General features: G+C 35.9%; 24 protein-coding genes and 1 rRNA gene. 8 read left to right on the top strand and 17 right to left on the bottom strand.

Annotated elements, in window-relative coordinates; translation table 11 throughout:
* Nucleotides 1–75 precede the first annotated feature (75 nt).
* From AC3WTI_RS18915 to AC3WTI_RS18885, 7 genes are all read right to left on the bottom strand, one after another.
* Complete coding sequence (locus AC3WTI_RS18915) at nt 76–1,011, bottom strand: YybS family protein (protein WP_142286708.1); 936 nt, start codon at nt 1,009–1,011, stop codon at nt 76–78.
* Nucleotides 1,012–1,091: 80 nt separating this feature from the next.
* A complete protein-coding gene (gene rpsR / locus AC3WTI_RS18910; RefSeq protein ID WP_000918873.1) occupies nt 1,092–1,325 on the bottom strand; it encodes a 30S ribosomal protein S18 in 234 nt (77 codons plus the stop codon).
* A 45-nt stretch (nt 1,326–1,370) separates the two neighbouring features.
* Entirely contained in the window at nt 1,371–1,892 is a 522-nt protein-coding gene (gene ssb, locus AC3WTI_RS18905) for a single-stranded DNA-binding protein (protein ID WP_000981963.1), read from the bottom strand.
* Between the two features lie 26 nt (nt 1,893–1,918).
* Entirely contained in the window at nt 1,919–2,209 is a 291-nt protein-coding gene (rpsF, locus tag AC3WTI_RS18900) for a 30S ribosomal protein S6 (protein WP_001233781.1), read from the bottom strand.
* Between the two features lie 191 nt (nt 2,210–2,400).
* On the bottom strand, nt 2,401–3,501 hold the full coding sequence (ychF, locus tag AC3WTI_RS18895; RefSeq protein ID WP_087959073.1) for a redox-regulated ATPase YchF: 1,101 nt from the start codon (nt 3,499–3,501) through the stop codon (nt 2,401–2,403).
* A gap of 115 nt (nt 3,502–3,616) precedes the next feature.
* A complete protein-coding gene (locus tag AC3WTI_RS18890; RefSeq protein ID WP_000436051.1) occupies nt 3,617–3,814 on the bottom strand; it encodes a DUF951 domain-containing protein in 198 nt (65 codons plus the stop codon).
* A gap of 20 nt (nt 3,815–3,834) precedes the next feature.
* On the bottom strand, nt 3,835–4,716 hold the full coding sequence (locus AC3WTI_RS18885) for a mechanosensitive ion channel family protein (RefSeq protein ID WP_087959072.1): 882 nt from the start codon (nt 4,714–4,716) through the stop codon (nt 3,835–3,837).
* A gap of 259 nt (nt 4,717–4,975) precedes the next feature.
* Between AC3WTI_RS18885 and yyaC the strand changes: the two genes are divergently transcribed.
* Nucleotides 4,976–5,572 (top strand): spore protease YyaC, encoded by a 597-nt coding sequence (gene yyaC / locus AC3WTI_RS18880; RefSeq protein ID WP_001020731.1) that lies wholly within the window; start codon nt 4,976–4,978, stop codon nt 5,570–5,572.
* 20 nt (nt 5,573–5,592) lie between these two features.
* Here yyaC and spo0J read toward each other — a convergent pair whose 3' ends face one another.
* From spo0J to rpmH, 10 genes are all read right to left on the bottom strand, one after another.
* A complete protein-coding gene (spo0J, locus tag AC3WTI_RS18875) occupies nt 5,593–6,444 on the bottom strand; it encodes a stage 0 sporulation protein Spo0J (protein WP_087959071.1) in 852 nt (283 codons plus the stop codon).
* Entirely contained in the window at nt 6,437–7,198 is a 762-nt protein-coding gene (soj, locus tag AC3WTI_RS18870; protein WP_097841582.1) for a sporulation initiation inhibitor protein Soj, read from the bottom strand. Before soj ends, spo0J begins: the two co-directional genes overlap by 8 nt.
* Nucleotides 7,199–7,387: 189 nt before the next feature.
* A complete protein-coding gene (gene noc, locus AC3WTI_RS18865; RefSeq protein WP_071758540.1) occupies nt 7,388–8,260 on the bottom strand; it encodes a nucleoid occlusion protein in 873 nt (290 codons plus the stop codon).
* Between the two features lie 105 nt (nt 8,261–8,365).
* A complete protein-coding gene (rsmG, locus tag AC3WTI_RS18860; RefSeq protein ID WP_001019622.1) occupies nt 8,366–9,085 on the bottom strand; it encodes a 16S rRNA (guanine(527)-N(7))-methyltransferase RsmG in 720 nt (239 codons plus the stop codon).
* Between the two features lie 21 nt (nt 9,086–9,106).
* On the bottom strand, nt 9,107–10,996 hold the full coding sequence (gene mnmG, locus AC3WTI_RS18855) for a tRNA uridine-5-carboxymethylaminomethyl(34) synthesis enzyme MnmG (protein ID WP_097841581.1): 1,890 nt from the start codon (nt 10,994–10,996) through the stop codon (nt 9,107–9,109).
* A 46-nt stretch (nt 10,997–11,042) separates the two neighbouring features.
* Nucleotides 11,043–12,419 (bottom strand): tRNA uridine-5-carboxymethylaminomethyl(34) synthesis GTPase MnmE, encoded by a 1,377-nt coding sequence (gene mnmE / locus AC3WTI_RS18850; RefSeq protein ID WP_087959069.1) that lies wholly within the window; start codon nt 12,417–12,419, stop codon nt 11,043–11,045.
* 226 nt (nt 12,420–12,645) lie between these two features.
* The gene (gene jag / locus AC3WTI_RS18845; RefSeq protein ID WP_087959068.1) at nt 12,646–13,263 is read right to left on the bottom strand and encodes an RNA-binding cell elongation regulator Jag/EloR; all 618 of its coding nucleotides are present in this window, start codon (nt 13,261–13,263) and stop codon (nt 12,646–12,648) included.
* Nucleotides 13,260–14,027 (bottom strand): YidC family membrane integrase SpoIIIJ, encoded by a 768-nt coding sequence (gene spoIIIJ / locus AC3WTI_RS18840; RefSeq protein WP_087959067.1) that lies wholly within the window; start codon nt 14,025–14,027, stop codon nt 13,260–13,262. Before spoIIIJ ends, jag begins: the two co-directional genes overlap by 4 nt.
* Before the next feature lie 52 nt (nt 14,028–14,079).
* Entirely contained in the window at nt 14,080–14,427 is a 348-nt protein-coding gene (rnpA, locus tag AC3WTI_RS18835) for a ribonuclease P protein component (protein ID WP_048527918.1), read from the bottom strand.
* A gap of 76 nt (nt 14,428–14,503) precedes the next feature.
* Nucleotides 14,504–14,638, bottom strand: a complete 135-nt coding sequence (rpmH, locus tag AC3WTI_RS18830) for a 50S ribosomal protein L34 (protein ID WP_000831901.1) — start codon at nt 14,636–14,638, stop codon at nt 14,504–14,506.
* A gap of 565 nt (nt 14,639–15,203) precedes the next feature.
* Between rpmH and dnaA the strand changes: the two genes are divergently transcribed.
* The 7 genes from dnaA to AC3WTI_RS18795 form a co-directional block, all read left to right on the top strand.
* A complete protein-coding gene (gene dnaA / locus AC3WTI_RS18825) occupies nt 15,204–16,544 on the top strand; it encodes a chromosomal replication initiator protein DnaA (RefSeq protein WP_087959066.1) in 1,341 nt (446 codons plus the stop codon).
* A 179-nt stretch (nt 16,545–16,723) separates the two neighbouring features.
* Nucleotides 16,724–17,863: a DNA polymerase III subunit beta gene (dnaN, locus tag AC3WTI_RS18820; RefSeq protein WP_087959065.1), complete on the top strand. Its 1,140-nt coding sequence runs from the start codon at nt 16,724–16,726 to the stop codon at nt 17,861–17,863.
* Between the two features lie 127 nt (nt 17,864–17,990).
* On the top strand, nt 17,991–18,203 hold the full coding sequence (yaaA, locus tag AC3WTI_RS18815; RefSeq protein ID WP_000821366.1) for a S4 domain-containing protein YaaA: 213 nt from the start codon (nt 17,991–17,993) through the stop codon (nt 18,201–18,203).
* Between the two features lie 12 nt (nt 18,204–18,215).
* Nucleotides 18,216–19,343 carry a DNA replication/repair protein RecF gene (recF, locus tag AC3WTI_RS18810; protein WP_048527915.1) on the top strand — a complete coding sequence of 376 codons (1,128 nt, stop codon included), beginning with the start codon at nt 18,216–18,218 and terminating at the stop codon, nt 19,341–19,343.
* A gap of 38 nt (nt 19,344–19,381) precedes the next feature.
* Nucleotides 19,382–21,304, top strand: coding sequence for a DNA topoisomerase (ATP-hydrolyzing) subunit B (gene gyrB, locus AC3WTI_RS18805; RefSeq protein WP_087959064.1), 1,923 nt, complete (start codon nt 19,382–19,384; stop codon nt 21,302–21,304).
* 88 nt (nt 21,305–21,392) lie between these two features.
* Nucleotides 21,393–23,864, top strand: coding sequence for a DNA gyrase subunit A (gene gyrA / locus AC3WTI_RS18800; RefSeq protein WP_087959063.1), 2,472 nt, complete (start codon nt 21,393–21,395; stop codon nt 23,862–23,864).
* 243 nt (nt 23,865–24,107) lie between these two features.
* Nucleotides 24,108–24,376: ribosomal RNA gene (locus tag AC3WTI_RS18795) — 16S ribosomal RNA — on the top strand; the annotation flags it as partial.

Genomic DNA, 24,376 nt, shown 5'->3' with positions numbered 1-24,376 from the left:
TACAACTCCTATAAAGTAAAACTAACTCACCTTCCAGTTAGTTAAACAGATTAAAATAGTATAAGGAATATTACTTTATCCTCCTATTTTAGAACGCAATGAAATCCCTAAATCAATTATACCTAAGATTGTCACAAGAGGAAACAGCATCGGAATAAACATGCAGGCAATAAAACTAATGATAGGAACTCCTTTTGTAAAACCTTTACTATGCGCCAGAAAAGTGATAAACGTCAGACCTTGCAGTACTAGTAGTAAAGCAAATATGACATATAGATTAGAAAATACCATATGTAAATATGATGTCGGTTCTACTTTTATAAAAGTTGATAGCAAAATGAATATAACGTAATACCAAACAATACTCTTTGGTAATTGTATATCTTTAAATTTAGGCCAATGTATAACGTCATGTTTTAGCTTTCTCAAAACACTACCTGATATCATAACTGTAATCCAAGAAAAACATACCGAGACCATTACAAGTAAACTTGGGGATAACGTTTGTAACACATCATTAAATTGTGCAAATAATTCTTTTTGTTCTTTACTAATAGGCATACCCGCAGCATTAACTATCTTTTCACTTTGCGCCATACTTTCATTAAACATATTTTGCATTTGCTTCATTAAATCTATGTTAAAAAACTTTATACTCGCAACATAAATGAGCATAATACTAATTAAGTACGCAAGCGTCCCGGCCATCAAAAGTTCTACTGGTTTTTTTCGTTTTTTATACATATATCCTAAAACGATACCTATCAATCCAAACATAGTTGTCTTTACTAGGTTCATCGGTTGGCTGACAATAACAGTAATAAAAAGCGCTGCCGCAAAAATCACAAAGGCATTAGATAATTTATATCTTATCGTTAGCAATATAAATGGCAATGGCAACGCAAACGTTACAACTGCACCTAAAATCGGCACATACATAGATATAAGCAATAACATTGCATATATGGCTAATAACGCTGCACCCTCAGTAATAAATTTCGTATTTTTCATCATATAACCTCTCTTTCAAAAAAGAAAAGCATAGCAAAATGCACAGTAGAGTCCGACTCTACTGTGCATTTCATACGCTATTATTCACCAACATATGGTAAAAGTGCCATTTGACGAGCACGTTTAATTGCAACTGTAAGTTTGCGTTGGTATTTTGCGCTTGTTCCTGTTACACGACGAGGTAAAATTTTACCACGCTCAGAAACGAAACGTTTTAATAAATCAACATCTTTATAATCAATGCGAGTGATGCCGTTAGCTGTGAAGAAACACACCTTACGACGTTTCGCACGTCCACCTTTGCGTCCTGCCATGTCTATTTCCCTCCATTCTTTGTTAAAACTAACAAATTTACTGTATTAGAACGGTAAATCGTCGTCGGAAATGTCGATCGGTTGACCGACATTTGAAAATGGATCGTCATTCTTCGTAAATCCAGAGTTTCCTTGGTTACCTTGGTTGCCTGAATTACTAGATTGACCAAATGGGTTAGAGCTTTGGTTACCGAAACCAGCTCCTGATGGTTGCTGATTAAATGAACCACGTTGCTCCCCACCGCCATTACGCGGCTCTAAAAATTGTACGCTTTCCGCAAGAACTTCTGTTACATATACACGTTTACCATCTTGTCCATCGTAATTACGAGTTTGAAGACGTCCATCTACGCCTGCTAAGCTACCTTTTTTCAAATAATTTGCTACGTTTTCTGCTTGTTTACGCCATATTACACAATTAATAAAGTCAGCTTCACGCTCACCTTGTTGATTCGCAAATGCGCGATTCACAGCTAACGTAAAAGTAGCTACTGCAACACCATTGGGCGTGTAACGTAAGTCAGGGTCCTTAGTTAAACGACCAACGAGGATAACACGATTCATCAATCGAACCACTCTCCCTTATATATCAATTATTTTTCTTCTTCTTTAACAACGATATGACGAAGGATGTCTTCGTTGATCTTAGCTAAACGGTCGAATTCGTTAATCGCTTCTGCGTTAGAGTTCACGTTTAAGATCATGTAGAAACCTTCACGTAAGTCGTTGATTTCGTAAGCTAAACGACGCTTACCCCACTCTTTCGTGTTAATGATTTCTGCACCATTGTTTGTTAAAACACCTGCAAAACGTTCAACTAAAGCTTTTTGAGCTTCTTCTTCAACGCCAGGACGAATGATGTACATAATTTCGTACTTTCTCATTACACTTTCACCTCCTTTTGGTCTAAACGGCCCGTAATGGGCAAGGAGCAATTAATTTATAGTAATTACTCACGAGTTTAGATTATATCATAGTAAGTTAGATGAATCAACTCACCCATACATAAAAAACTTGGCAAACACATAATATATTTGCCAAGCTTATATCTTAATTTTTCCTAGGAAATATTAAATTAAACGTTGAAGCGGAAGTGCATAACGTCTCCGTCTTTTACGATATACTCTTTTCCTTCTAAACGAACTTTACCAGCTTCTTTTGCAGCTGTCATAGAACCGTTTGTCATTAAGTCTTCATAAGAAACTGTTTCCGCACGAATAAATCCACGCTCGAAGTCTGTATGAATTACGCCAGCACATTGCGGTGCTTTCATACCTTGTTTGAACGTCCATGCGCGCACTTCTTGCACACCAGCTGTGAAGTAAGTAGCAAGTCCTAATAAATTGTATGCAGCACGAATTAATTGATCTAAACCAGATTCTTCAATGCCTAGTTCTTCAAGGAATACTTTTTTCTCTTCCTCATCTAGTTCAGCAATTTCTTCTTCGATTTTTGCACATACAACGATTACTTGAGAATTTTCATTTGCAGCAAATTCTTTTACCATTTGTACGTATTTGTTTTCAGAAGGATCCATAATATCATCTTCACTTACATTTGCTACGTATAGCATTTCTTTCGTTGTAAGTAAATGAAGGCCTTTAACAATTTTCATTTGCTCTTCTGTAAATTCAACAGTACGAGCCGGTTTTCCCTCTTCAAAAGCTTCTTTTAAACGAACTAAAATTTCATGCTCGTATACTGCTTCTTTATCTTTTTGTCTTGCTAATTTCGCAACACGTTCGATACGTTTATCAACAGATTCTAAATCCGCTAAGATTAGCTCTAAGTTGATTGTTTCAATATCATCAATCGGATCTACTTTCCCTGAAACGTGCGTAATATTTTCGTCTTCAAAACAACGAACAACTTGGCAAATTGCATCTACTTGGCGAATGTGAGATAAGAATTTATTTCCTAATCCTTCACCTTTACTAGCACCTTTTACAATACCCGCAATATCAGTAAACTCAAATACAGTCGGAACAGTTTTTTTCGGTTCTACTAATTCCGTTAATTTATTTAAACGCTCATCTGGTACTTCTACAATCCCTACGTTTGGATCAATTGTACAGAATGGATAGTTTGCAGATTCTGCTCCTGCTTGTGTAATCGCATTAAATAAAGTTGACTTCCCTACGTTAGGTAATCCAACAATCCCAGCCGTTAATCCCATATTTTTCACTCCTATGTCTCAATCTTTCATCATTATAGATAGTAACGAAAAAAATGACAAGTTTCCTCCAAACGAAAAAAAGTAACAGCTACCCATTGCAACTGTTACTTTCTCTCTATTCTTCGTGCTTCACAAGTATTTTTTTCACCTTACGATCAAATTCTCTTCGAGGAATCATTACTGAATGGTCACACCCCTCGCACTTAATGCGGATATCCATTCCCATACGAATAATCTTCCAACGGTTCTCACCACATGGGTGGGCTTTCTTCATTTCCACAACATCGTACAAGTTATATTGCTTTTGCTCCATTCTCCAAACCCCTCTCTATACTAAATTGCTTTTCCACTCACCAATTCTTCACGATTATATAAAACCATACGTGGATATGGAATTTCAATACCATGTAAATCTAGACGATTTTTAATTTCCTTACGAAGCGCTCTTGCAATAACTGCGTGTTGCATTGGCTCTACTTCCGCGATAACGCGTAATATAACTTCTGATGCAGCCAATGTTTGCACACCTAATAACTGAGGCGTTGTTACCATTTGTGCATACTGTGCAGGTAATTCTTCTAATAACTCTTCAATGACTTGCTCTGCTTTCGCTATGTCAGCCTCATACGAAATAGATACATCAACAAATGCTACACTATTACTAACTGAGTAGTTCGTAACTTGAATGATACTTCCATTTGGTAAAGTATGAATTTCGCCTGTCCAACTCTTTACTTTCGTTGTACGAAGTCCAATTTCTAAAACGACTCCTTCAAACTGAGCAATTTTTACATAGTCACCTACTGAAAATTGATCTTCTAGCAAGATAAATAACCCTGTAATAACATCTTTCACTAAACTTTGTGCACCAAACCCGACTGCCAAACCAATTACCCCGGCACCCGCTAATAAACCAGATGCATTAATATCAAACACACCTAAAATTGCAATTAACATAATGAACATAACAACGTATGCCACGATATTCTCAAGTAACTTTGCTACTGTAACTGTACGACGTTCTGAAATTTGAATTGGAGAACGACTTCCCATGCGAAACGCATTTCGTACAACCGCTCTTGCAATTCTCACTACAACTGCGCCAATTATTAAAATGATACATATTTTTAATGTCGCAATTCCAATATCTGCCCAACGATCAGCATCTAATAAATACTGTTTCGTAGAATTAAACCACTTCGTTAATAAATCCATGTACCTCTACCTCTCCAGCCAAAATTTCTTTTTAGTTATCCTTCTTATTGTATCAGAAGTCTCCTAATTGCTGAAAAATTTTTATGACTTTAATTGCATTTGTTAACTCCCATGCAGGTATAAAATGGAACGAATATATATATACTAGTACTATTATTTCCGTTTTCACTTAAATTTTACAGCAAGTACGCACTTATAGCTTTCCATTTTACTCACCATATAACATATTTTGAAAATTTATTAAAAGGATGGGTGCTTCATGAATATTGGAAGTTTTCGCTTACCTTTTTTCGAAAAAGAAACTCAAAATGTTATGCACCAAGATTTAGAAGCCTCCGAGACAATTAGTAACTTCTTACTTTCCCACATCCCTATTAAAACCCATATACCAATTATTCTCGTTTGTATCGGAACAGATCGTTCTACAGGTGATGCGCTTGGTCCGTTAGTCGGTACGAAACTAGAACAAGTAGGAATTACAAACTTCCAAGTGTTCGGCACACTAGATGAGCCAGTCCATGCACTAAATTTAGAAGAGAGAATTCAGAATATACAGAAAGATAATCCTACCTCATTTATAATTGCGGTTGATGCCTGTTTAGGAAAATCTCAAAGTATCGGTTCTATCACTACCGGAATGGGGCCTAGTAAACCTGGAGCTGCAATGAATAAGAAATTACCTGCAGTTGGTGATTTACATATTCATGGCATTGTAAATCTAAACGGTTTTATGGAGTTTTTCGTCCTGCAAAATACAAGATTAAGTTTAGTCATGAAAATGGCTGATGTAATTGCACAAAGTATAAAAGAAACAGATCAAAAATTATCTGTATTAAAAAAAGCAAACCATCTATAAATAATAAGATGGTTTGCTTTTTAGTTTTTCTGCGCTAATAATTCTAAAATACGATTTAAATCCTCTTTATTGAAAAATTCAATTTCGATTTTACCTTTTTCTTTTTTCGTTTCTTTAATTTTCACATCTGTGCCAAACTTTTCTCTTAAAAACGTTTCGCGTTCTACAAAAAATATATTTCTCTCTTTTTTCACTTGTTTTGTTTCACGTGAAACGTGTTGATTAATCTCCTGAACAATTTTCTCTAATTGACGAACATTTAATCCTTCTTTTTCAATTCGTTTCAGTAAAGATTTCAATTGTTCTTCATCTTTTATCGTAAGTAAAGTTCGCCCATGAGCCATTGAAAGTTGACCATTTGCAATCATATCTTGCACAAAAGAAGGGAGGCTTAATAACCGCGTATAGTTTGCAATGTAAGGTCTGCTCTTACCAAGACGTTTTGCTAATTGTTCTTGCGTTACATTTAGCTCATTCATTAACATTTGATATGCCATTGCTTCTTCCATTGGATTTAAATCTTCTCGTTGTAAGTTTTCAAGCAGTGCAAATTCCATCATTTGCTGTTCACTTAATTGTCTTACAACAGCAGGTACCTTTTCTAGTCCAGCCTCTTTAGCAGCACGATACCTTCTTTCACCTGCAACAATTTCATATCCTTTAATACTCTTTCTAGCAATTAACGGTTGTAATATGCCGTGCTCTTTAATAGAAGCCGATAATTCTTGAATCGCCTCTTTATTAAAGTGTTTACGTGGTTGATATGGATTCGGTCTTAATTCAGTTATCGCAATCTCCTGAATTGTCTCTTCTTCTTTCACATCTAAATCAGGAAAAAACACATTGATTCCTCTTCCTAATCCTTTAGCCACCTGCAATCACTTCCTCTGCTAAATCTATATATACTTCTGCCCCTCTTGATTTAGCGTCATACTGCATAATTGGTTTCCCGTGACTTGGTGCCTCACTTAAACGAACATTACGAGGAATAATCGAACGGTATACTTTATCTCTAAAGTATTTTTTCACTTCATCTATAACCTGAATCCCTAAATTTGTACGGGCATCTAACATTGTTAGCAATACACCTTGGATTGCTAGATTTTTATTTAAGTGCTTTTGCACAAGTCGAACTGTATTTAATAGCTGACTTAACCCTTCTAGTGCGTAATATTCGCATTGAACAGGAATAATAACAGAGTCTGCTGCTGTTAATGCATTAATTGTTAATAACCCTAAAGATGGGGGACAGTCGATAATAATATAATCGTATTCATCACAAATTGGCTGTAATGCCCTTTGCAAACGTACTTCCCGGGAAATAGTCGGTACCAATTCAATTTCAGCACCTGCCAATTGAATTGTAGCGGGTAGAACATCTAAGTTTTCAGTTGCGGTTTTACGTATAACCCCTTGAACATCTGCATCTTCCACAAGAACATTGTAAATACATTGATCTAATTCAGATTTTTCAATTCCCACACCAGTCGTTGCATTTCCTTGAGCGTCAATATCTACAAGAAGGACTTTTTTACCTACTTGCGCCAATCCAGCCCCTAAATTAACAGATGTTGTTGTTTTTCCAACGCCACCTTTTTGATTGGCAATAGCAATGATTTTTCCCATGATGTCACCTACTTTCAACCTTTCTATCTTATTCTAGTAACAATTACGTTTATTGTAACATGAAATAAAAGTTTTTCTTTTACGTCCTTATTAAACTTCAAAATTTATTTGTAAACTCCTTCTTCCTCTAATAAGAAAATATAGTAAAAGAGACCTATCCAATAGGATCAGGTCTCTAACACGCCATTATTATTTCTTCTTCGGAATTTGGATTGTAATTTGATAGTACTCATCAAATTCCTCTTCCTCAGAATTCACATTTAAACCACTGTCAGCAACCATTTGTAATGACTGCCTAATTGTATTCATGGCAATTCTTGTATCTCGACTTACTGCTTTTTGCTTTGCCTTACGCTTCGGTTTTGCTTCCTCTAGTAATTTCGAAATTCGTTCCTCTGTTTGCTTTACATTCAGTTGTTTCTCCACAATTTCCTGTAAAACCTTCAGTTGTAATTCCTCATTCTTTAAAGGAATAAGCGCGCGGGCATGGCGTTCTGTAATGCTTTTTTCTAATAGCGCATTTTTTATTTCTTCAGGCAACTTTAACAATCGCAACTTATTTGCGATTGTGGATTGTCCTTTTCCAAGTCGTTGTGCCAATGCTTCTTGTGTTAAATTATGTAACTCAATTAGCTTTTGATATGCCACAGCTTCCTCGATTGCTGTTAGTTCCTCACGTTGCAAGTTTTCAATTAAAGCTACAGAAGCTGTTTCTGTATCATTTAAGTTCTTTATAATTGCAGGAACCTTTTCCCACCCTAACTTTGTTGCAGCACGGAAACGCCTTTCTCCAGCAATAATCTCGTACTTATCATCCTCATATTGCCTCACAACAATTGGCTGAATAAGTCCATGTGTACGAATCGTTAATGCTAGTTCCTCGATACGCGCATCATCAAAAACTGTTCGTGGTTGATAACGGTTAGGGGTAATATTTACTATCGGAATTTCTTGTATTTCTTCATATACCTTTTTATCTATTTCTTCATGGCTTTCGTCTTGTAATTCGAATTCGCTCTCTTTATCTCCAAAGCCAAATAAACGAGAAAACGTATTTTTCATACATATTCCACCACCTTTTAGGCCTATTGACTATTCTCCATAAAATGTTTCCTATGAAACATTTACGTTTTCATTTATATAATTTAATCTTACGTCTAATAAGATTTATTTTTCAATAGGTAATTTATTGGGTGTTCCTGGTTTGCGTGGATATTTCTTTGGTGTCTTGCGTTTTTTCTCGATTAATAAAATATTACGTTCACTTTCTTCAAACGGTAATTGGAACGTAGACATTTCTTTTAAATCTCCGCCTAGCACCTCTAAAGCATACTTGCCATTTTCAATTTCTTCGTTTGCTGCGGCACCTTTCATTGCAATAAATGTTCCCCCAACTTTTACAAGTGGTAAACATAGCTCGCTTAATACTGAAAGACGCGCAACTGCACGTGCCATTACAATATCGTACGATTCACGTACACCTTCTTTTTTGCCAAATGTTTCAGCACGATCGTGACAAAATGCAACGTCACTTAATTCTAACTTTTGTGCTAAATGATTTAAGAAATTGATACGTTTTTGTAGTGAGTCTACAATTGTCACCTTTAAGTGCGGGAAACAGATTTTTAAAGGAATACTTGGGAATCCAGCTCCTGCGCCAACATCACAAATTGAGAATGGCTTTGAAAAATCATAGTAAAAAGCAGCTGTAATGGAATCAAAAAAGTGTTTTAAATATACTTCCTCTTTCTCCGTAATAGCCGTTAAGTTCATTTTTTCATTCCACTCTACTAATGTTTCGAAGTAGATTTCGAACTGCTCTAACTGTCTAGAAGAGAGGGTGATACCCTTCTCTTCTAGCATAGATTGAAATTGTTCTATGTTCATCTAACAATATCTCCTTACTATTTATTGGTTCGATACTCGCGCAACTTTTCCTTGTTCGATATACACAAGTAAAATGGAAATATCCGCTGGATTTACACCAGAAATACGTGAAGCCTGCCCCATTGATAGCGGACGAACATCTTTCAATTTCTGTCTAGCTTCAGAGGCAAGACTAGAAATTGCGTCATAATCAATATCCTCAGGGATTTTTTTGTTTTCCATTTTCTTCATACGCTCTACTTGCTGTAAAGATTTTTCGATATAGCCTTCGTACTTAATCTGAATTTCAACTTGTTCTGTAACTTCATCACTTAATTCTACTTCACTTGGTACTAAAAGATGAATATGCTCATATGTCATCTCCGGACGACGTAATAAGTCACTTGCACGTATTCCATCTTTTAATTCACTTCCACCAATACTGCGAATTAATTCTTGAACTTCAGGACGTGGTTTAATAATAATGCTGCTTAAACGTTCCTTTTCCTGTTCAATTTGTAATTTTTTATTTGTAAATCGCTCATAGCGATCTTCTTTAATTAATCCAATTTCACGACCAACTTCAGTTAAACGAAGATCTGCATTATCGTGGCGTAATAATAGACGATATTCTGCACGAGACGTTAATAAACGATATGGTTCATTCGTCCCTTTCGTTACAAGATCATCAATTAGAACACCGATATAAGCATCCTCACGACCTAAAATAACTTCTTTTTTACCTAAAGAACGACATGCTGCATTAATTCCAGCCATAAGCCCTTGTCCTGCTGCCTCTTCGTAACCAGAAGTTCCGTTAATTTGTCCTGCTGTATATAAATTTTTAATTTTTTTTGTTTCAAGTGTTGGCCATAGTTGCGTTGGCACAATTGCATCATATTCAATTGCATAACCTGTACGCATCATTTCAACATTTTCTAGACCAGGTATTGTTCTAAGCATATCACGCTGTACGTCTTCTGGTAAGCTTGTAGATAAACCTTGTACGTACACTTCTTGTGTGTTACGTCCTTCTGGCTCTAAGAAAATTTGATGACGTGGTTTATCATTAAACCTTACTACTTTGTCCTCAATTGACGGACAATATCTAGGCCCGGTTCCCTTAATCATACCAGAATACATAGCTGAGCGATGTAAGTTTTCATCTATTAAACGATGTGTTTCCGTACTTGTATACGTTAACCAACATGGAATTTGATCCATAATAAATTTTGTCGTTTCAAAAGAGAAAGATCTTGGTTTATCATCACCTGGCTGAATTTCTGTTTTACTATAATCAATCGTATTACTATTTACACGCGGAGGTGTACCTGTTTTGAATCTAACAAGATCAAATCCAAGCTCCTCTAAATGTTCCGATAAAGTAATAGATGGTTGTTGATTATTCGGACCGCTCGAATATTTTAACTCTCCCATAATAATCTCGCCGCGTAAAAACGTACCAGTCGTAATTACAACTGTTTTTGCTGTATATTCAGCCCCAGCTTGCGTAATTACTCCTTTACATTCGCCATCTTCAATGATTAAACGCTCTACCATTCCTTGGAACAACGTTAAGTTTGGTGTTTCTTCAATTGTTTTCTTTAATTCATGCTGGTAAGCGAACTTATCTGCTTGTGCTCGAAGTGCGCGTACAGCTGGCCCTTTACCCGTATTTAACATACGCATTTGAATATGTGTTTTATCGATGTTGCGTCCCATTTCTCCGCCTAAGGCATCAATTTCACGAACAACAATCCCTTTTGCTGGTCCACCAACAGAAGGGTTACATGGCATAAACGCTACCATATCTAAATTAATTGTTAACATTAATGTTTTGGAGCCCATTCGTGCTGCCGCAAGACCAGCTTCACATCCTGCATGACCTGCACCGATTACTATGACATCGTAAGAACCGGCATTGTATCCCATTGTTTATTCCTCCTAATAATCTCTATCTTTCTGAAACATCACTATATTATTTTCCTAAACAAAATTGAGAGAACAACTGGTCAATTAGGCTTTCATGAACTGTATCACCAGTAATTTCACCAAGTATTTCCCACGTTCTTGTTAAATCAATTTGCACCATATCAATTGGAACACCATTTTCTATCGCCTCAATTGCATCTCCAATTGTTTTTCCTGCTTGTGTTAATAATCCAATATGTCTTGCGTTAGAAACATATGTTACATCTGCCGAATCAATTGTTCCTTCAAAGAATAAATCAGCAATTGCTTTTTCAAGTTCATCTATTCCTTGTTCCTCAATTAACGACGTTGTAATAACACGATTTCCCGCTGCCAATTCTGTAACACGTTCCATATCAATTACTTGCGATAAATCTGTCTTATTTACAATAACAATGAAATCTTTTCCTTGTACGGCACGGAATAGATCTTCATCCTCATTCGTTAAAGCTTCGCTATAATTAACGACAACTAGCACTAAATCAGCTTGACTCATCATTTCTTTTGAACGCTCTACGCCAATTCGTTCCACAACATCCTCTGTTTCACGAATTCCGGCTGTATCTATAAGTTTAAGTGGTACACCACGCACATTAACGTACTCTTCAATAACATCACGAGTTGTTCCTGCAATATCAGTTACAATTGCCTTTTTCTCCTGAACGAGACTATTTAATAGCGATGATTTCCCAACGTTAGGTCTACCAATGATTGCAGTAGCAATACCTTCACGTAAAATCTTCCCTTGCTTCGATGTTTCTAATATTTTTGCAATTTCAGCACGAACATGTGTAGCTTTCTCAATTAAAATATTATGTGTCATTTCTTCCACATCATCATATTCCGGGTAATCTATATTTACCTCAACATGAGCTAATGTTTCTAATATGTCCTGACGCAGACGGCCAATTAATTTAGATAATCGCCCTTCCATTTGATTAATCGCTACGTTCATTGCACGGTCTGTTTTGGCGCGGATTAAATCCATAACTGCTTCCGCTTGTGATAAATCAATACGTCCATTTAAAAAAGCACGTTTCGTAAATTCACCAGGCTCCGCTAATCGTACTCCTTGCGCTAAAATAAGCTGTAACACTTTATTTACCGAAACAAGTCCGCCGTGACAGTTAATTTCTACTATATTTTCACGTGTAAAAGTCCTTGGTGCACGCATAATAGAAACCATCACTTCTTCAATAACCTGATTTGTATCTAAATCAACGATATGACCATAATGAATTGTGTGAGAAGGAACCTCTGTTAAATCCTTCCCTTTAAAAATACGATTAACTTTTTCAACCGCATCATCCCCACTTACTCGAACAATGGCAATTGCACCCTCTCCAAGCGCTGTGGAAATCGCGGCAATTGTATCAAATTCCATGTCCTTTCACCTCACTTGCTTATTTATCTCTATTTCAACATGATTATTTTCTTCACTAAATTATTAGAATACCATAACGAACCTATCTACAAAAGAATAATAACTCATTTTATTATGTCCTCATGTGAAAAACACTAAACTTATTCACAGTGGATAAGTTTAGTGTTTTTCAGTTATCCACACCTATTTTCCCCTCAAAAAAACCGGCACTCAATTGAGTAACCGGTCACTTGGAAGATATTACAACATGTCGATGTGGTTCTTTTCCTTCAGAAGTTGTAATGATATTTTGATGATTAGATAATGCTTGGTGGATAATCTTTCGTTCAAAAGATGGCATAGGCTCCAATACAACTCTTTTTTTCGTACTTACTACTTGTTTTGCTAATCGATAAGAAAGTGCTTCTAACGTACCTTTTCTTTTACTACGATAATTTTCAGCATCTAGTGTGATACCAATATACTGTTTCGTATTACGATTTGCCACAAGTTTTGTTAAATACTGTAAAGAATTCAAGGTGTTTCCTCTTTTCCCAATTAAAACACCTATATTTTCGCCAGAAATTGTAAATTCTACTTCGCGCCCTTTTACAATTTTACTAATCTCAGCTTCCACACCCATATCGTGAATAACATTTTTTAAATATTCTTCACATTCTTGAATCGGATCTTTCTTCAATAAAACTTCTACTACTGCAGGACGATTCCAAAATAAACCTAGGAATCCTCTTTTACCCTCATCGATAATATTTATATCTACTCGGTCTTTTGAAACATTTAGTTGTCTTAAAGCATCTTGTACTGCCAGCTCGACTGTTTGTCCTTTAGCAGTAATTACACTCACTTGCTTGATCCTCCTGCCTTACTAGCCTTAATTTCTGGCCCCTTGATCAAGTACATTTGAGCGATACCAAAGATATTACCAACAACCCAGTAAAGTGATAATGCAGCTGGGAAGTTAATTGCAAAGATTAGAATCATAATTGGCATTAACCAAATCATCATTGCCATTTGCGGATTTTGACCAGCTGTTCCTGCCATTGCAAGCTTTTGCTGAATAAATGTCGTGATTGCCGCAACGACCGGTAAGATATAGAACGGATCTGCCTGTCCTAAGTCGAACCATAGGAAAGTATGCTTACTAATTTCTGATGTTCTCATAATCGCATGGTAAAACGCGAATAAAATAGGCATCTGAACAAAGATTGGTAAACATCCTGCTAATGGATTTACACCATTCTTTTGATATAACTGCATCATTTCTTGTTGTAATTTTTGCTGTGTTGCTTGATCTTTCGAACTATATTTCTCTTTTAACTTCACCATTTCTGGTTGTAACGCCTGCATTGCTTTCGTACTCTTCGTTTGTTTAATCATTAATGGTAATAATGCAAAACGAATGATAAGAGTTGTAACAACGATTGCTAAACCGTAATTACTACCAAATAAGTTGGCAAAATACGTAATTAACTGAGAAAGCGGGTATACGAAATATTCATTCCAAATTCCAGTACTTTTCGGTGTAATCGGCTGATTCACTTCACTACAGCCCGTAGCAATTGCCATTAATGCAATAACCATGGCTAGTAAACCTATTTTCTTTTTCAAAGCCTGCTCCTCCTTGTTTCGGTATGTATATAGTGTAATTCATTTCCTTACGCTACTTTTTTATTCTTTTCATACCAGAGCGTTTAAAGACATGAATTAAGCTTTTCTTTACTTCTTCATATGTCATCTCTGCACAAGGCTTCCTTGCTATTATAACAAAATCTTTTCCAGAATCTATCTCATCTTTTAATTCTGTGATCGACTGGCGAATCATACGTTTAATTCGGTTACGCATTACTGCATTTCCTATTTTCTTGCTGACAGAAAGGCCAATACGAAAGTTTGGCTGTTCTTCTTTATCTAGTTGATAGACAACAAACTGACGATTTGCATTCGATTTTCCTTTTTGAAAAACCGTCTGGAATTCATCATTCTTTTTTATACGGTGTTTTTTCTTCATATCAATTGACACTCCTGTAGTTCATCAGCGGAAATTCACTATTATTAGAAAAAAAGACCACTGAACGATCAGTGGTCTACGCAGATAATACTTTTCTTCCTTTACGACGACGAGCTGCTAGCACTTTACGTCCGTTCGCTGTGCTCATACGGCTGCGGAAACCATGTACTTTGCTGCGCTTACGTTTATTTGGTTGGTAAGTTCTTTTCATTATATGACACCTCCCTGAGGAATATCTGTTAAAGACAGTCTTATAAATTATAGTTAATCAACTAGGAAAATGTCAATGGTTCTAGAAATTTTCATTAAATATTCATTTTGAACCTATTCACATACTTTTTCACAGACCCTATATTTCCTTGTGGATAAATGTTTTTTCTTGTTTTTTATATCCACAAACTCTTTTCACACTTTTACACAGTATATCGTGTTGTGGACAAGTTTATTCCACAAGGTATTGATTTTGTGGATAACTTTCTTAATTTCATTGCTATAGCTACTTTTTTTTGATATTATAGTTGTGTTTTCACTTTGAATAAGTTTTCCACATCTTTATCTTATCCACAATTTGTGTATAACATGTGGACAGTTTTAATCACATGTGGGTAAATGATTATCCACATTTACTTTTTTTGTCGAAAACTATATCTCATATACAAACGACGTTTTTAGGTTTTAAAATACGTTTCGTATAAATATACATTTTATATTTATTTAGGTTGTACATTTGTTGCGCAACCTTATTCTTTTACCATCTTAGTAAAGGAGGGACACCTTTGGAAAACATCTCTGATTTATGGAACAGTGCCTTAAAAGAACTAGAAAAAAAGGTCAGTAAACCCAGTTATGAAACATGGTTAAAATCAACAACCGCACATAACTTAAAGAAAGACGTATTAACAATTACAGCTCCAAATGAATTTGCTCGTGATTGGTTAGAATCTCATTATTCAGAGCTAATTTCGGAAACACTTTATGATTTAACAGGGGCAAAATTAGCTATTCGCTTTATTATTCCCCAAAGTCAAGCTGAAGAGGAGATTGATCTTCCTCCTGCTAAACCAAATTCAGGACAAGATGATTCTAATCATTTACCACAGAGCATGCTAAATCCAAAATATACGTTTGATACATTTGTTATTGGCTCTGGTAACCGTTTTGCTCACGCTGCTTCATTGGCCGTAGCCGAAGCGCCAGCTAAAGCATATAATCCCCTCTTTATTTACGGGGGAGTTGGACTTGGAAAGACCCATTTAATGCATGCAATTGGTCATTATGTAATCGAACATAATCCAAACGCGAAGGTTGTATATTTATCATCAGAAAAATTCACGAATGAATTCATTAATTCTATTCGCGATAATAAAGCGGTCGATTTCCGTAATAAATACCGTAATGTAGATGTTTTATTGATAGATGATATTCAATTTTTAGCAGGAAAAGAACAAACTCAAGAAGAGTTTTTCCATACATTCAATGCATTACACGAAGAAAGTAAACAAATTGTAATTTCCAGTGATCGGCCACCAAAAGAAATTCCAACTTTAGAAGATCGTCTTCGTTCTCGCTTTGAATGGGGACTTATTACGGATATTACGCCACCAGATTTAGAAACACGAATTGCAATTTTACGTAAAAAAGCAAAGGCTGAAGGACTTGATATACCAAATGAGGTCATGCTTTATATCGCAAATCAAATTGATTCAAACATTCGTGAACTAGAAGGTGCACTCATCCGAGTTGTAGCTTATTCATCTTTAATTAACAAAGATATTAATGCTGATTTAGCAGCTGAAGCACTTAAAGATATTATTCCAAATTCTAAACCAAAAATTATCTCTATTTATGATATCCAAAAAGCTGTCGGGGATGTTTACCAAATAAAATTGGAAGATTTCAAGGCGAAAAAGCGAACAAAATCAGTTGCCTTCCCTCGCCAAATTGCAATGTATTTATCACGCGAACTTACAGACTCCTCCTTACCTAAAATAGGTGAAGAGTTTGGTGGACGTGATCATACAACAGTTATCCATGCCCATGAAAAAATTTCTAAGCTGCTTAAAACGGATACGCAATTACAAAAGCAAGTTGAAGAAATTAACGATATTTTAAAGTAGTAGCTGAATAGTGTGAATAACTTTCCTTGTTTTACGCACAGTCTATCCACATGTAGATAGACTGTTTTTACATCTCTCAGCAGGGTTATCCACATATCCACAAGCCCTATTACTATTACTACTATTTTTTTATCTTTATTAATTAAATAAAATCTTATACTTACCGGAGGTTTTTCTTTATGCGTTTTACAATACAAAAAGACTATCTTGTAAGAAGTGTGCAAGATGTAATGAAGGCTGTTTCTTCTCGTACAACAATTCCGATCCTTACAGGAATTAAAGTTGTTGCTACGGAAGAAGGAGTTACATTAACAGGAAGCGATGCTGATATTTCTATCGAATCATTTATCCCAGTTGAAGAGAATGGAAAAGAAATCGTAGAAGTAGCACAATCAGGAAGTATTGTTTTACAAGCAAAATATTTCAGTGAGATTGTAAAAAAATTACCTAAAGAGACTGTCGAAATTTCTGTGGAAAATCATTTTATGACAAAAATAACTTCTGGAAAATCAGAGTTTAATTTAAATGGTTTAGATTCTGCTGAATATCCGTTGTTACCACAAATTGAAGAACATCATGTTTTTAAAGTTCCAACAGATTTATTGAAACATATGATTAGACAAACTGTATTTGCGGTTTCCACTTCTGAAACAAGACCAATCTTGACAGGTGTAAACTGGAAAGTATATAACAGCGAACTAACTTGTATTGCTACAGATAGTCACAGGCTAGCTCTTCGAAAAGCAAAAATTGAAGGTATTGCAGATGAATTCCAAGCGAATGTTGTTATTCCAGGCAAAAGCTTAAATGAATTAAGCAAAATTCTAGATGAGTCTGAAGAAATGGTAGATATCGTTATTACGGAGTATCAAGTATTATTCCGTACAAAGCATTTATTATTCTTCTCAAGATTACTAGAAGGGAATTATCCTGATACAACTCGTTTAATTCCAGCTGAAAGTAAAACAGATATTTTTGTAAATACAAAAGAATTTTTACAAGCAATTGATCGAGCATCTCTATTAGCAAGAGATGGCCGTAATAATGTTGTAAAATTATCAACTTTAGAACAGGAAATGCTAGAAATTTCTTCGAATTCACCAGAAATCGGGAAAGTAGTAGAAGAAGTTCAATGTGAAAAAGTAGATGGGGAAGAGTTAAAAATATCTTTTAGTGCAAAATATATGATGGATGCACTAAAAGCCTTAGATAGTACTGAAATCAAAATTAGCTTTACTGGAGCAATGAGACCATTCTTAATTCGTACAGTAAATGATGAGTCCATTATTCAATTAATTTTACCGGTTCGTACTTACTAAGTAAGAAATAAGGGTTGCTAGTTTTCAGATGCTAGTAGCCCTTATTTGATTTTTGGGTATTACTTTCCTAATGCTAGTTTATTTAGTACAATGAAAGAATGAACACTTTCAGAAAGTGAGCGATTTTATGAAACGTATTAAAATTTCAACAGAGTATATTACACTAGGACAATTTTTAAAGTTAGCCGATGTAATTGATACAGGTGGCGCTGTAAAATGGTTTTTACAAGAATATGAAGTGTACGTGAATCAAGAACTTGAAAATAGAAGAGGTCGCAAATTATATGCGAACGATATTATTGAAATTCCGGGAAGCGGAAGTTTCCAAGTTCAGGCATAAAGGGGGAGCCCTTTGTTTATTTCAGAAATACAATTAAAAAACTATCGCAATTATGAAAAGTTAGAGCTTTCCTTTGAAGATAAAGTAAATGTCATTATCGGTGAAAATGCGCAAGGGAAAACGAATTTGATGGAAGCTATTTATGTTTTAGCGATGGCGAAATCTCATAGAACCTCTAATGATCGCGAGCTTATCCGTTGGGATGAAGATTTCGGTCAAATTAAAGGTAAATTACAAAAGAGAAATAGTTCTTTGTCTTTGGAATTAAATATTTCGAAAAAAGGTAAAAAGGCAAAATTAAATCAACTTGAACAACAAAAATTGAGTCAATATATTGGCGTGATGAATGTTGTCATGTTTGCCCCAGAAGATTTAAATCTTGTAAAAGGAAGCCCTCAAGTAAGAAGACGCTTTTTAGATATGGAATTAGGCCAAATAGCTCCGGTCTATTTGTATGAATTGAGTCAATATCAAAAAGTGCTCACGCAACGAAATCACTTGCTGAAAAAGATGCAAGGGAATAGTAAGAATGAGGAAACGATGTTGGATGTATTTACACTTCAACTTATTGAGCATGGTGCAAAAATATTGCAAAAACGATTTGAGTTTTTGCATTTACTACAGGAATGGGCAGCTCCAATTCATCGCGGTATAAGCCGTGGATTAGAAGAATTAGAAATTGTCTATAAACCAAGTGTAGATGTATCAGAATCAATGGATTTGTCGAAAATAAAAGAAGTATACTATGAAAGTTTTCAATCTGTGAAACAACGTGAAATTTTCCGTGGTACGACTTTAATTGGTCCTCATCGTGATGATTTACAATTCTTCGTTAATAGTAAAAATGTTCAAGTCTTTGGTTCCCAAGGACAACAACGAACGACCGCACTGTCCCTAAAATTAGCTGAAATTGAATTGATTTACTCAGAAGTTAAGGAATATCCGATTCTTTTATTAGATGATGTATTATCAGAATTAGATGATTATCGTCAATCGCATCTGTTAAATACAATTCAAGGAAAAGTGCAAACATTTGTGACAACGACGAGTGTCGACGGAATTGAACACGAAACATTAAAAGAAGCGAAAACAATTCATGTAACGAACGGCACGGTAGATTGTGAAATAGATAGGGCGTAATCCCTGTTTAAATGGAAAAGTAGGTGATCTTTGTGTCAATGGAACAAAAGCAAATGGAAGAAAATTCATATGATGAAAGTCAGATACAGGTACTTGAAGGACTTGAAGCAGTTCGAAAACGCCCTGGTATGTATATTGGATCTACAAGTGGAAAAGGACTTCACCATCTTGTATGGGAAATCGTCGATAATAGTATTGATGAAGCACTTGCGGGGTATTGTGATGAGATTAATGTTAGTATCGAAGAAGATAATAGTATTCGTGTAACAGATAACGGACGTGGTATTCCAGTTGGTATACAAGAAAAAATGGGACGTCCTGCTGTAGAAGTTATTATGACCGTTCTTCATGCTGGTGGTAAATTTGGCGGCGGCGGTTATAAAGTTTCTGGTGGTTTGCACGGTGTTGGGGCATCTGTAGTAAATGCTCTATCAACAGAACTAGAGGTATTTGTACATCGTGAAGGTAAAATTCATTACCAGAAATACGAAAGAGGTATTCCGGTTGAGGATTTAAAAGTCATTGGTGACACAGATCAAACAGGAACAATAACTCGATTTAAACCAGATCCAGAAATTTTTCAGGAAACAACAGTATACGAATTTGATACGCTAGCAACTCGTATGCGTGAATTAGCATTTTTAAATCGTAATATTAAATTAACAATTGAAGATAAACGTGAACATAAGCAAAAGAAAGAATTCCATTACGAAGGTGGAATTAAATCATATGTTGAGCATTTAAACCGCTCAAAACAACCGATCCATGAAGAACCTGTATATGTAGAAGGGTCAAAAGATGGTATTCAAGTTGAGGTTTCCTTACAGTATAACGAAGGATATACAAATAACATTTACTCATTTACGAATAACATTCATACGTATGAAGGTGGAACACATGAAGTAGGGTTTAAAACAGCTTTAACTCGTGTGATTAACGATTATGGTCGTAAAAATAGTATTTTAAAAGATGCAGACAGTAATTTAACTGGTGAGGATGTTCGTGAAGGTTTAACTGCAATTGTATCAATTAAACATCCAAATCCACAATTTGAAGGACAAACGAAGACGAAACTTGGGAATAGTGAAGCGAGAACGATTACAGAGTCTGTATTTTCAGAGGCATTTGAAAAGTTCTTACTAGAAAATCCAAACGTTGCACGAAAAATTGTGGAAAAAGGTACGATGGCAGCACGTGCACGTGTTGCAGCGAAAAAAGCGCGTGAATTAACACGCCGAAAGAGCGCGTTAGAAGTTTCAAGTTTACCTGGTAAATTAGCAGATTGCTCTTCAAAAGATCCAGCAATTAGCGAAATTTATATTGTAGAGGGTGACTCTGCCGGCGGATCAGCAAAGCAAGGGCGTGACCGTCATTTCCAGGCCATTTTACCGCTAAAAGGTAAAATTATTAACGTTGAAAAAGCAAGATTAGATAAAATCTTATCTAACGATGAAGTGCGTACAATTATTACTGCAATTGGTACAAACATTGGCGGAGATTTTGATATTGAGAAAGCTCGTTATCATAAAGTTATTATTATGACGGATGCCGACGTAGATGGTGCGCATATTCGTACCCTATTATTAACGTTCTTCTATCGTTATATGCGCCAAATTATCGAGCATGGTTATATCTATATTGCACAGCCACCGCTGTTTAAAGTACAACAAGGTAAAAAAATCCAATATGCTTACAACGAGAAAGAACTTGAAAAAATCTTAGCCGAATTACCAGCACAACCTAAACCTGGAATCCAGCGTTATAAAGGTCTAGGAGAAATGAATCCAACTCAGCTTTGGGAGACAACAATGGACCCAGAAGTACGTTCATTACTTCAAGTTTCTCTTCAAGATGCAATTGAAGCAGATGAAACATTTGAAATTTTAATGGGGGATAAAGTAGAGCCACGTCGTAACTTTATCCAAGAAAATGCAAAATACGTGAAAAACCTTGATATTTAAATGAGTAATGACAGGAATCTGAGTATTCCTGTCTTCTACATATAAATCAATGTATGTGTAACGGAAATGTAAGAGGAGGTGCTCGTTGATGTCAGACAATCAACAACAAGCACGAATTCGAGAAATTAATATTAGCCATGAAATGCGTACCTCATTTTTAGATTACGCAATGAGTGTTATCGTGTCTCGTGCATTACCAGATGTTCGTGATGGATTAAAACCCGTGCATCGTAGGGTTCTATATGCGATGAATGATTTAGGAATTACGGCTGATAAAGCGTATAAAAAATCAGCACGTATTGTCGGTGAAGTAATTGGTAAGTATCACCCGCATGGTGATTCAGCTGTTTATGAAACGATGGTACGTATGGCCCAAGATTTCAGTCAGCGTTATATGCTTGTTGATGGGCATGGTAACTTTGGATCTGTTGATGGAGATTCTGCGGCAGCAATGCGTTATACAGAAGCAAGAATGTCTAAGATTTCTATGGAATTAATACGTGATATTTCAAAAAATACAATTGATTATCAAGATAACTATGATGGTTCTGAAAGAGAGCCGATTGTATTGCCAGCGCGTTTCCCTAACTTACTAGTAAACGGTACGACAGGAATTGCGGTTGGTATGGCAACGAATATTCCGCCGCATCAACTTGGCGAAGTAATTGATGGTGTATTGGCATTAAGTCATAATCCTGATATTACTATTGCAGAATTAATGGAGTGCATTCCAGGACCAGATTTCCCAACAGCAGGTTTAATTTTAGGAAGAAGTGGTATTCGTAGGGCGTATGAAACAGGACGCGGTTCTATTATACTTCGCGCTAAAGTTGAAATTGAAGAGAAGTCAAATGGCAAACAATCTATTATCGTAACGGAACTACCTTATCAAGTGAATAAGGCGCGATTAATTGAAAAGATCGCAGAATTAGTTCGTGATAAGAAAATTGAAGGTATTACAGATTTACGTGATGAATCAGATCGAAATGGTATGCGTATTGTTATGGAAGTACGTCGTGATGCCAATGCTAATGTACTATTAAATAATTTATATAAACATACAGCACTTCAAACAAGTTTCGGTATTAATATGCTGTCTCTTGTAAACGGAGAGCCGCAAGTACTGAACTTAAAACAAAATTTATATCATTACTTGGAACATCAAAAGGTAGTAATTCGTAGACGTACTGCGTATGAACTAGAAAAAGCAGAAGCACGTGCTCATATTTTAGAAGGGTTACGAATTGCTTTAGACCATCTTGATGAAGTTATTACGCTAATTCGTAGTTCGAAAACAGCGGAAATTGCCAAGCAAGGTTTAATGGAACGTTTCGGCTTAAGTGAAAAACAAGCGCAAGCTATTTTAGATATGCGTCTGCAACGCTTAACAGGACTAGAACGCGAAAAAATTGAACAAGAATATCAAGAATTAATGAAGTTAATTGCTGAATTAAAAGCAATCTTAGCGGATGAAGAAAAGGTTCTTGAGATTATTCGTGAAGAATTAACTGAAGTAAAAGAGCGCTTCAATGATAAGAGACGCACAGAAATTACAATTGGTGGAATGGAGTCTATTGAAGATGAAGACTTGATTCCAGAACAAAACATCGCTATTACGTTAACTCATAATGGTTATATTAAGAGGTTACCAGCTTCTACGTACAAAACACAGAACCGTGGTGGACGTGGTGTACAAGGAATGGGCACAAATGATGATGATTTCGTAGAGCATTTATTAACTACTTCTACACATGATCACATTCTATTCTTCACTAATAAGGGTAAAGTATACCGTACGAAAGGATATGAAATCCCAGAGTATAGTCGTACAGCAAAAGGTATACCTATTATTAACCTATTAGGCGTAGATAAGGGTGAATGGATTAACGCCATTATTCCAATTCGTGAATTTGGTGACGATGAATTCTTATTCTTCACAACAAAACAAGGTATCTCTAAGAGAACGCCACTTTCATCATTTGCAAATATACGTACAAACGGTTTAATTGCAATCTCTCTTCGTGAAGAGGATGAAGTAATATCTGTACGTTTAACATCTGGTGATAAAGATATTATTGTAGGAACAAGCAACGGTATGCTAATTCGCTTTAACGAGCAAGATGTGCGTTCTATGGGACGTAATGCGGCTGGTGTAAAAGCAATTACATTAGGCGACGAAGATCAAGTTGTAGGTATGGAAATTGTCGAAGAGGATGTAAATGTTTTAATTGTAACGAAGAATGGTTACGGAAAACGTACACCGATTGATGAATATCGCTTACAAAGCCGTGGTGGTAAAGGTCTGAAGACTTGTAATATTACAGATAAAAACGGTAAATTAGTAGCTGTTAAATCTGTAACAGGTGAAGAAGATATCATGTTAATTACAGCAGCAGGTGTTATTATTCGTATGCCAGTTGATCAAATCTCTCAAATGGGACGTAATACACAAGGTGTTCGTCTAATTCGATTAGAGGATGAGCAAGAGGTAGCGACAGTAGCAAAAGCACAAAAAGATGATGAGGAAGAAACGAACGAAGAGGTTTCTTCAGAAGAATAAGAGGGGGGATATTTCCCCTCTTTATTTTTTTATAATAATACTTGCATAGGGAAGAGAAAGTCTATATAATAGGCAGAGTCAGCAAATGAGAGATACAAGTTATCGAAAAAAACTTGTTGACGAAAATAATATACTATGATATATTATAAAAGTCGCTGAAACGCGATGTTGAACTTTGAAAACTGAACGAAACAAACAACGTGAAACGTCAATTTTTATTTTTAGATGCTAGACAAACTAACTTTATTGGAGAGTTTGATCCTGGCTCAGGATGAACGCTGGCGGCGTGCCTAATACATGCAAGTCGAGCGAATGGATTAAGAGCTTGCTCTTATGAAGTTAGCGGCGGACGGGTGAGTAACACGTGGGTAACCTGCCCATAAGACTGGGATAACTCCGGGAAACCGGGGCTAATACCGGATAACATTTTGAACTGCATGGTTCGAAATTGAAAGGCGGCTTCGGCTGTCACTTATGGATGGACCCGCGTCGCATTAGCTAGTTGGTGAGGT

Source organism: Bacillus sp. EB106-02-03-XG38 (assembly GCF_058792175.1).
This window is presented reverse-complemented; position numbering and strand designations above follow the sequence as displayed.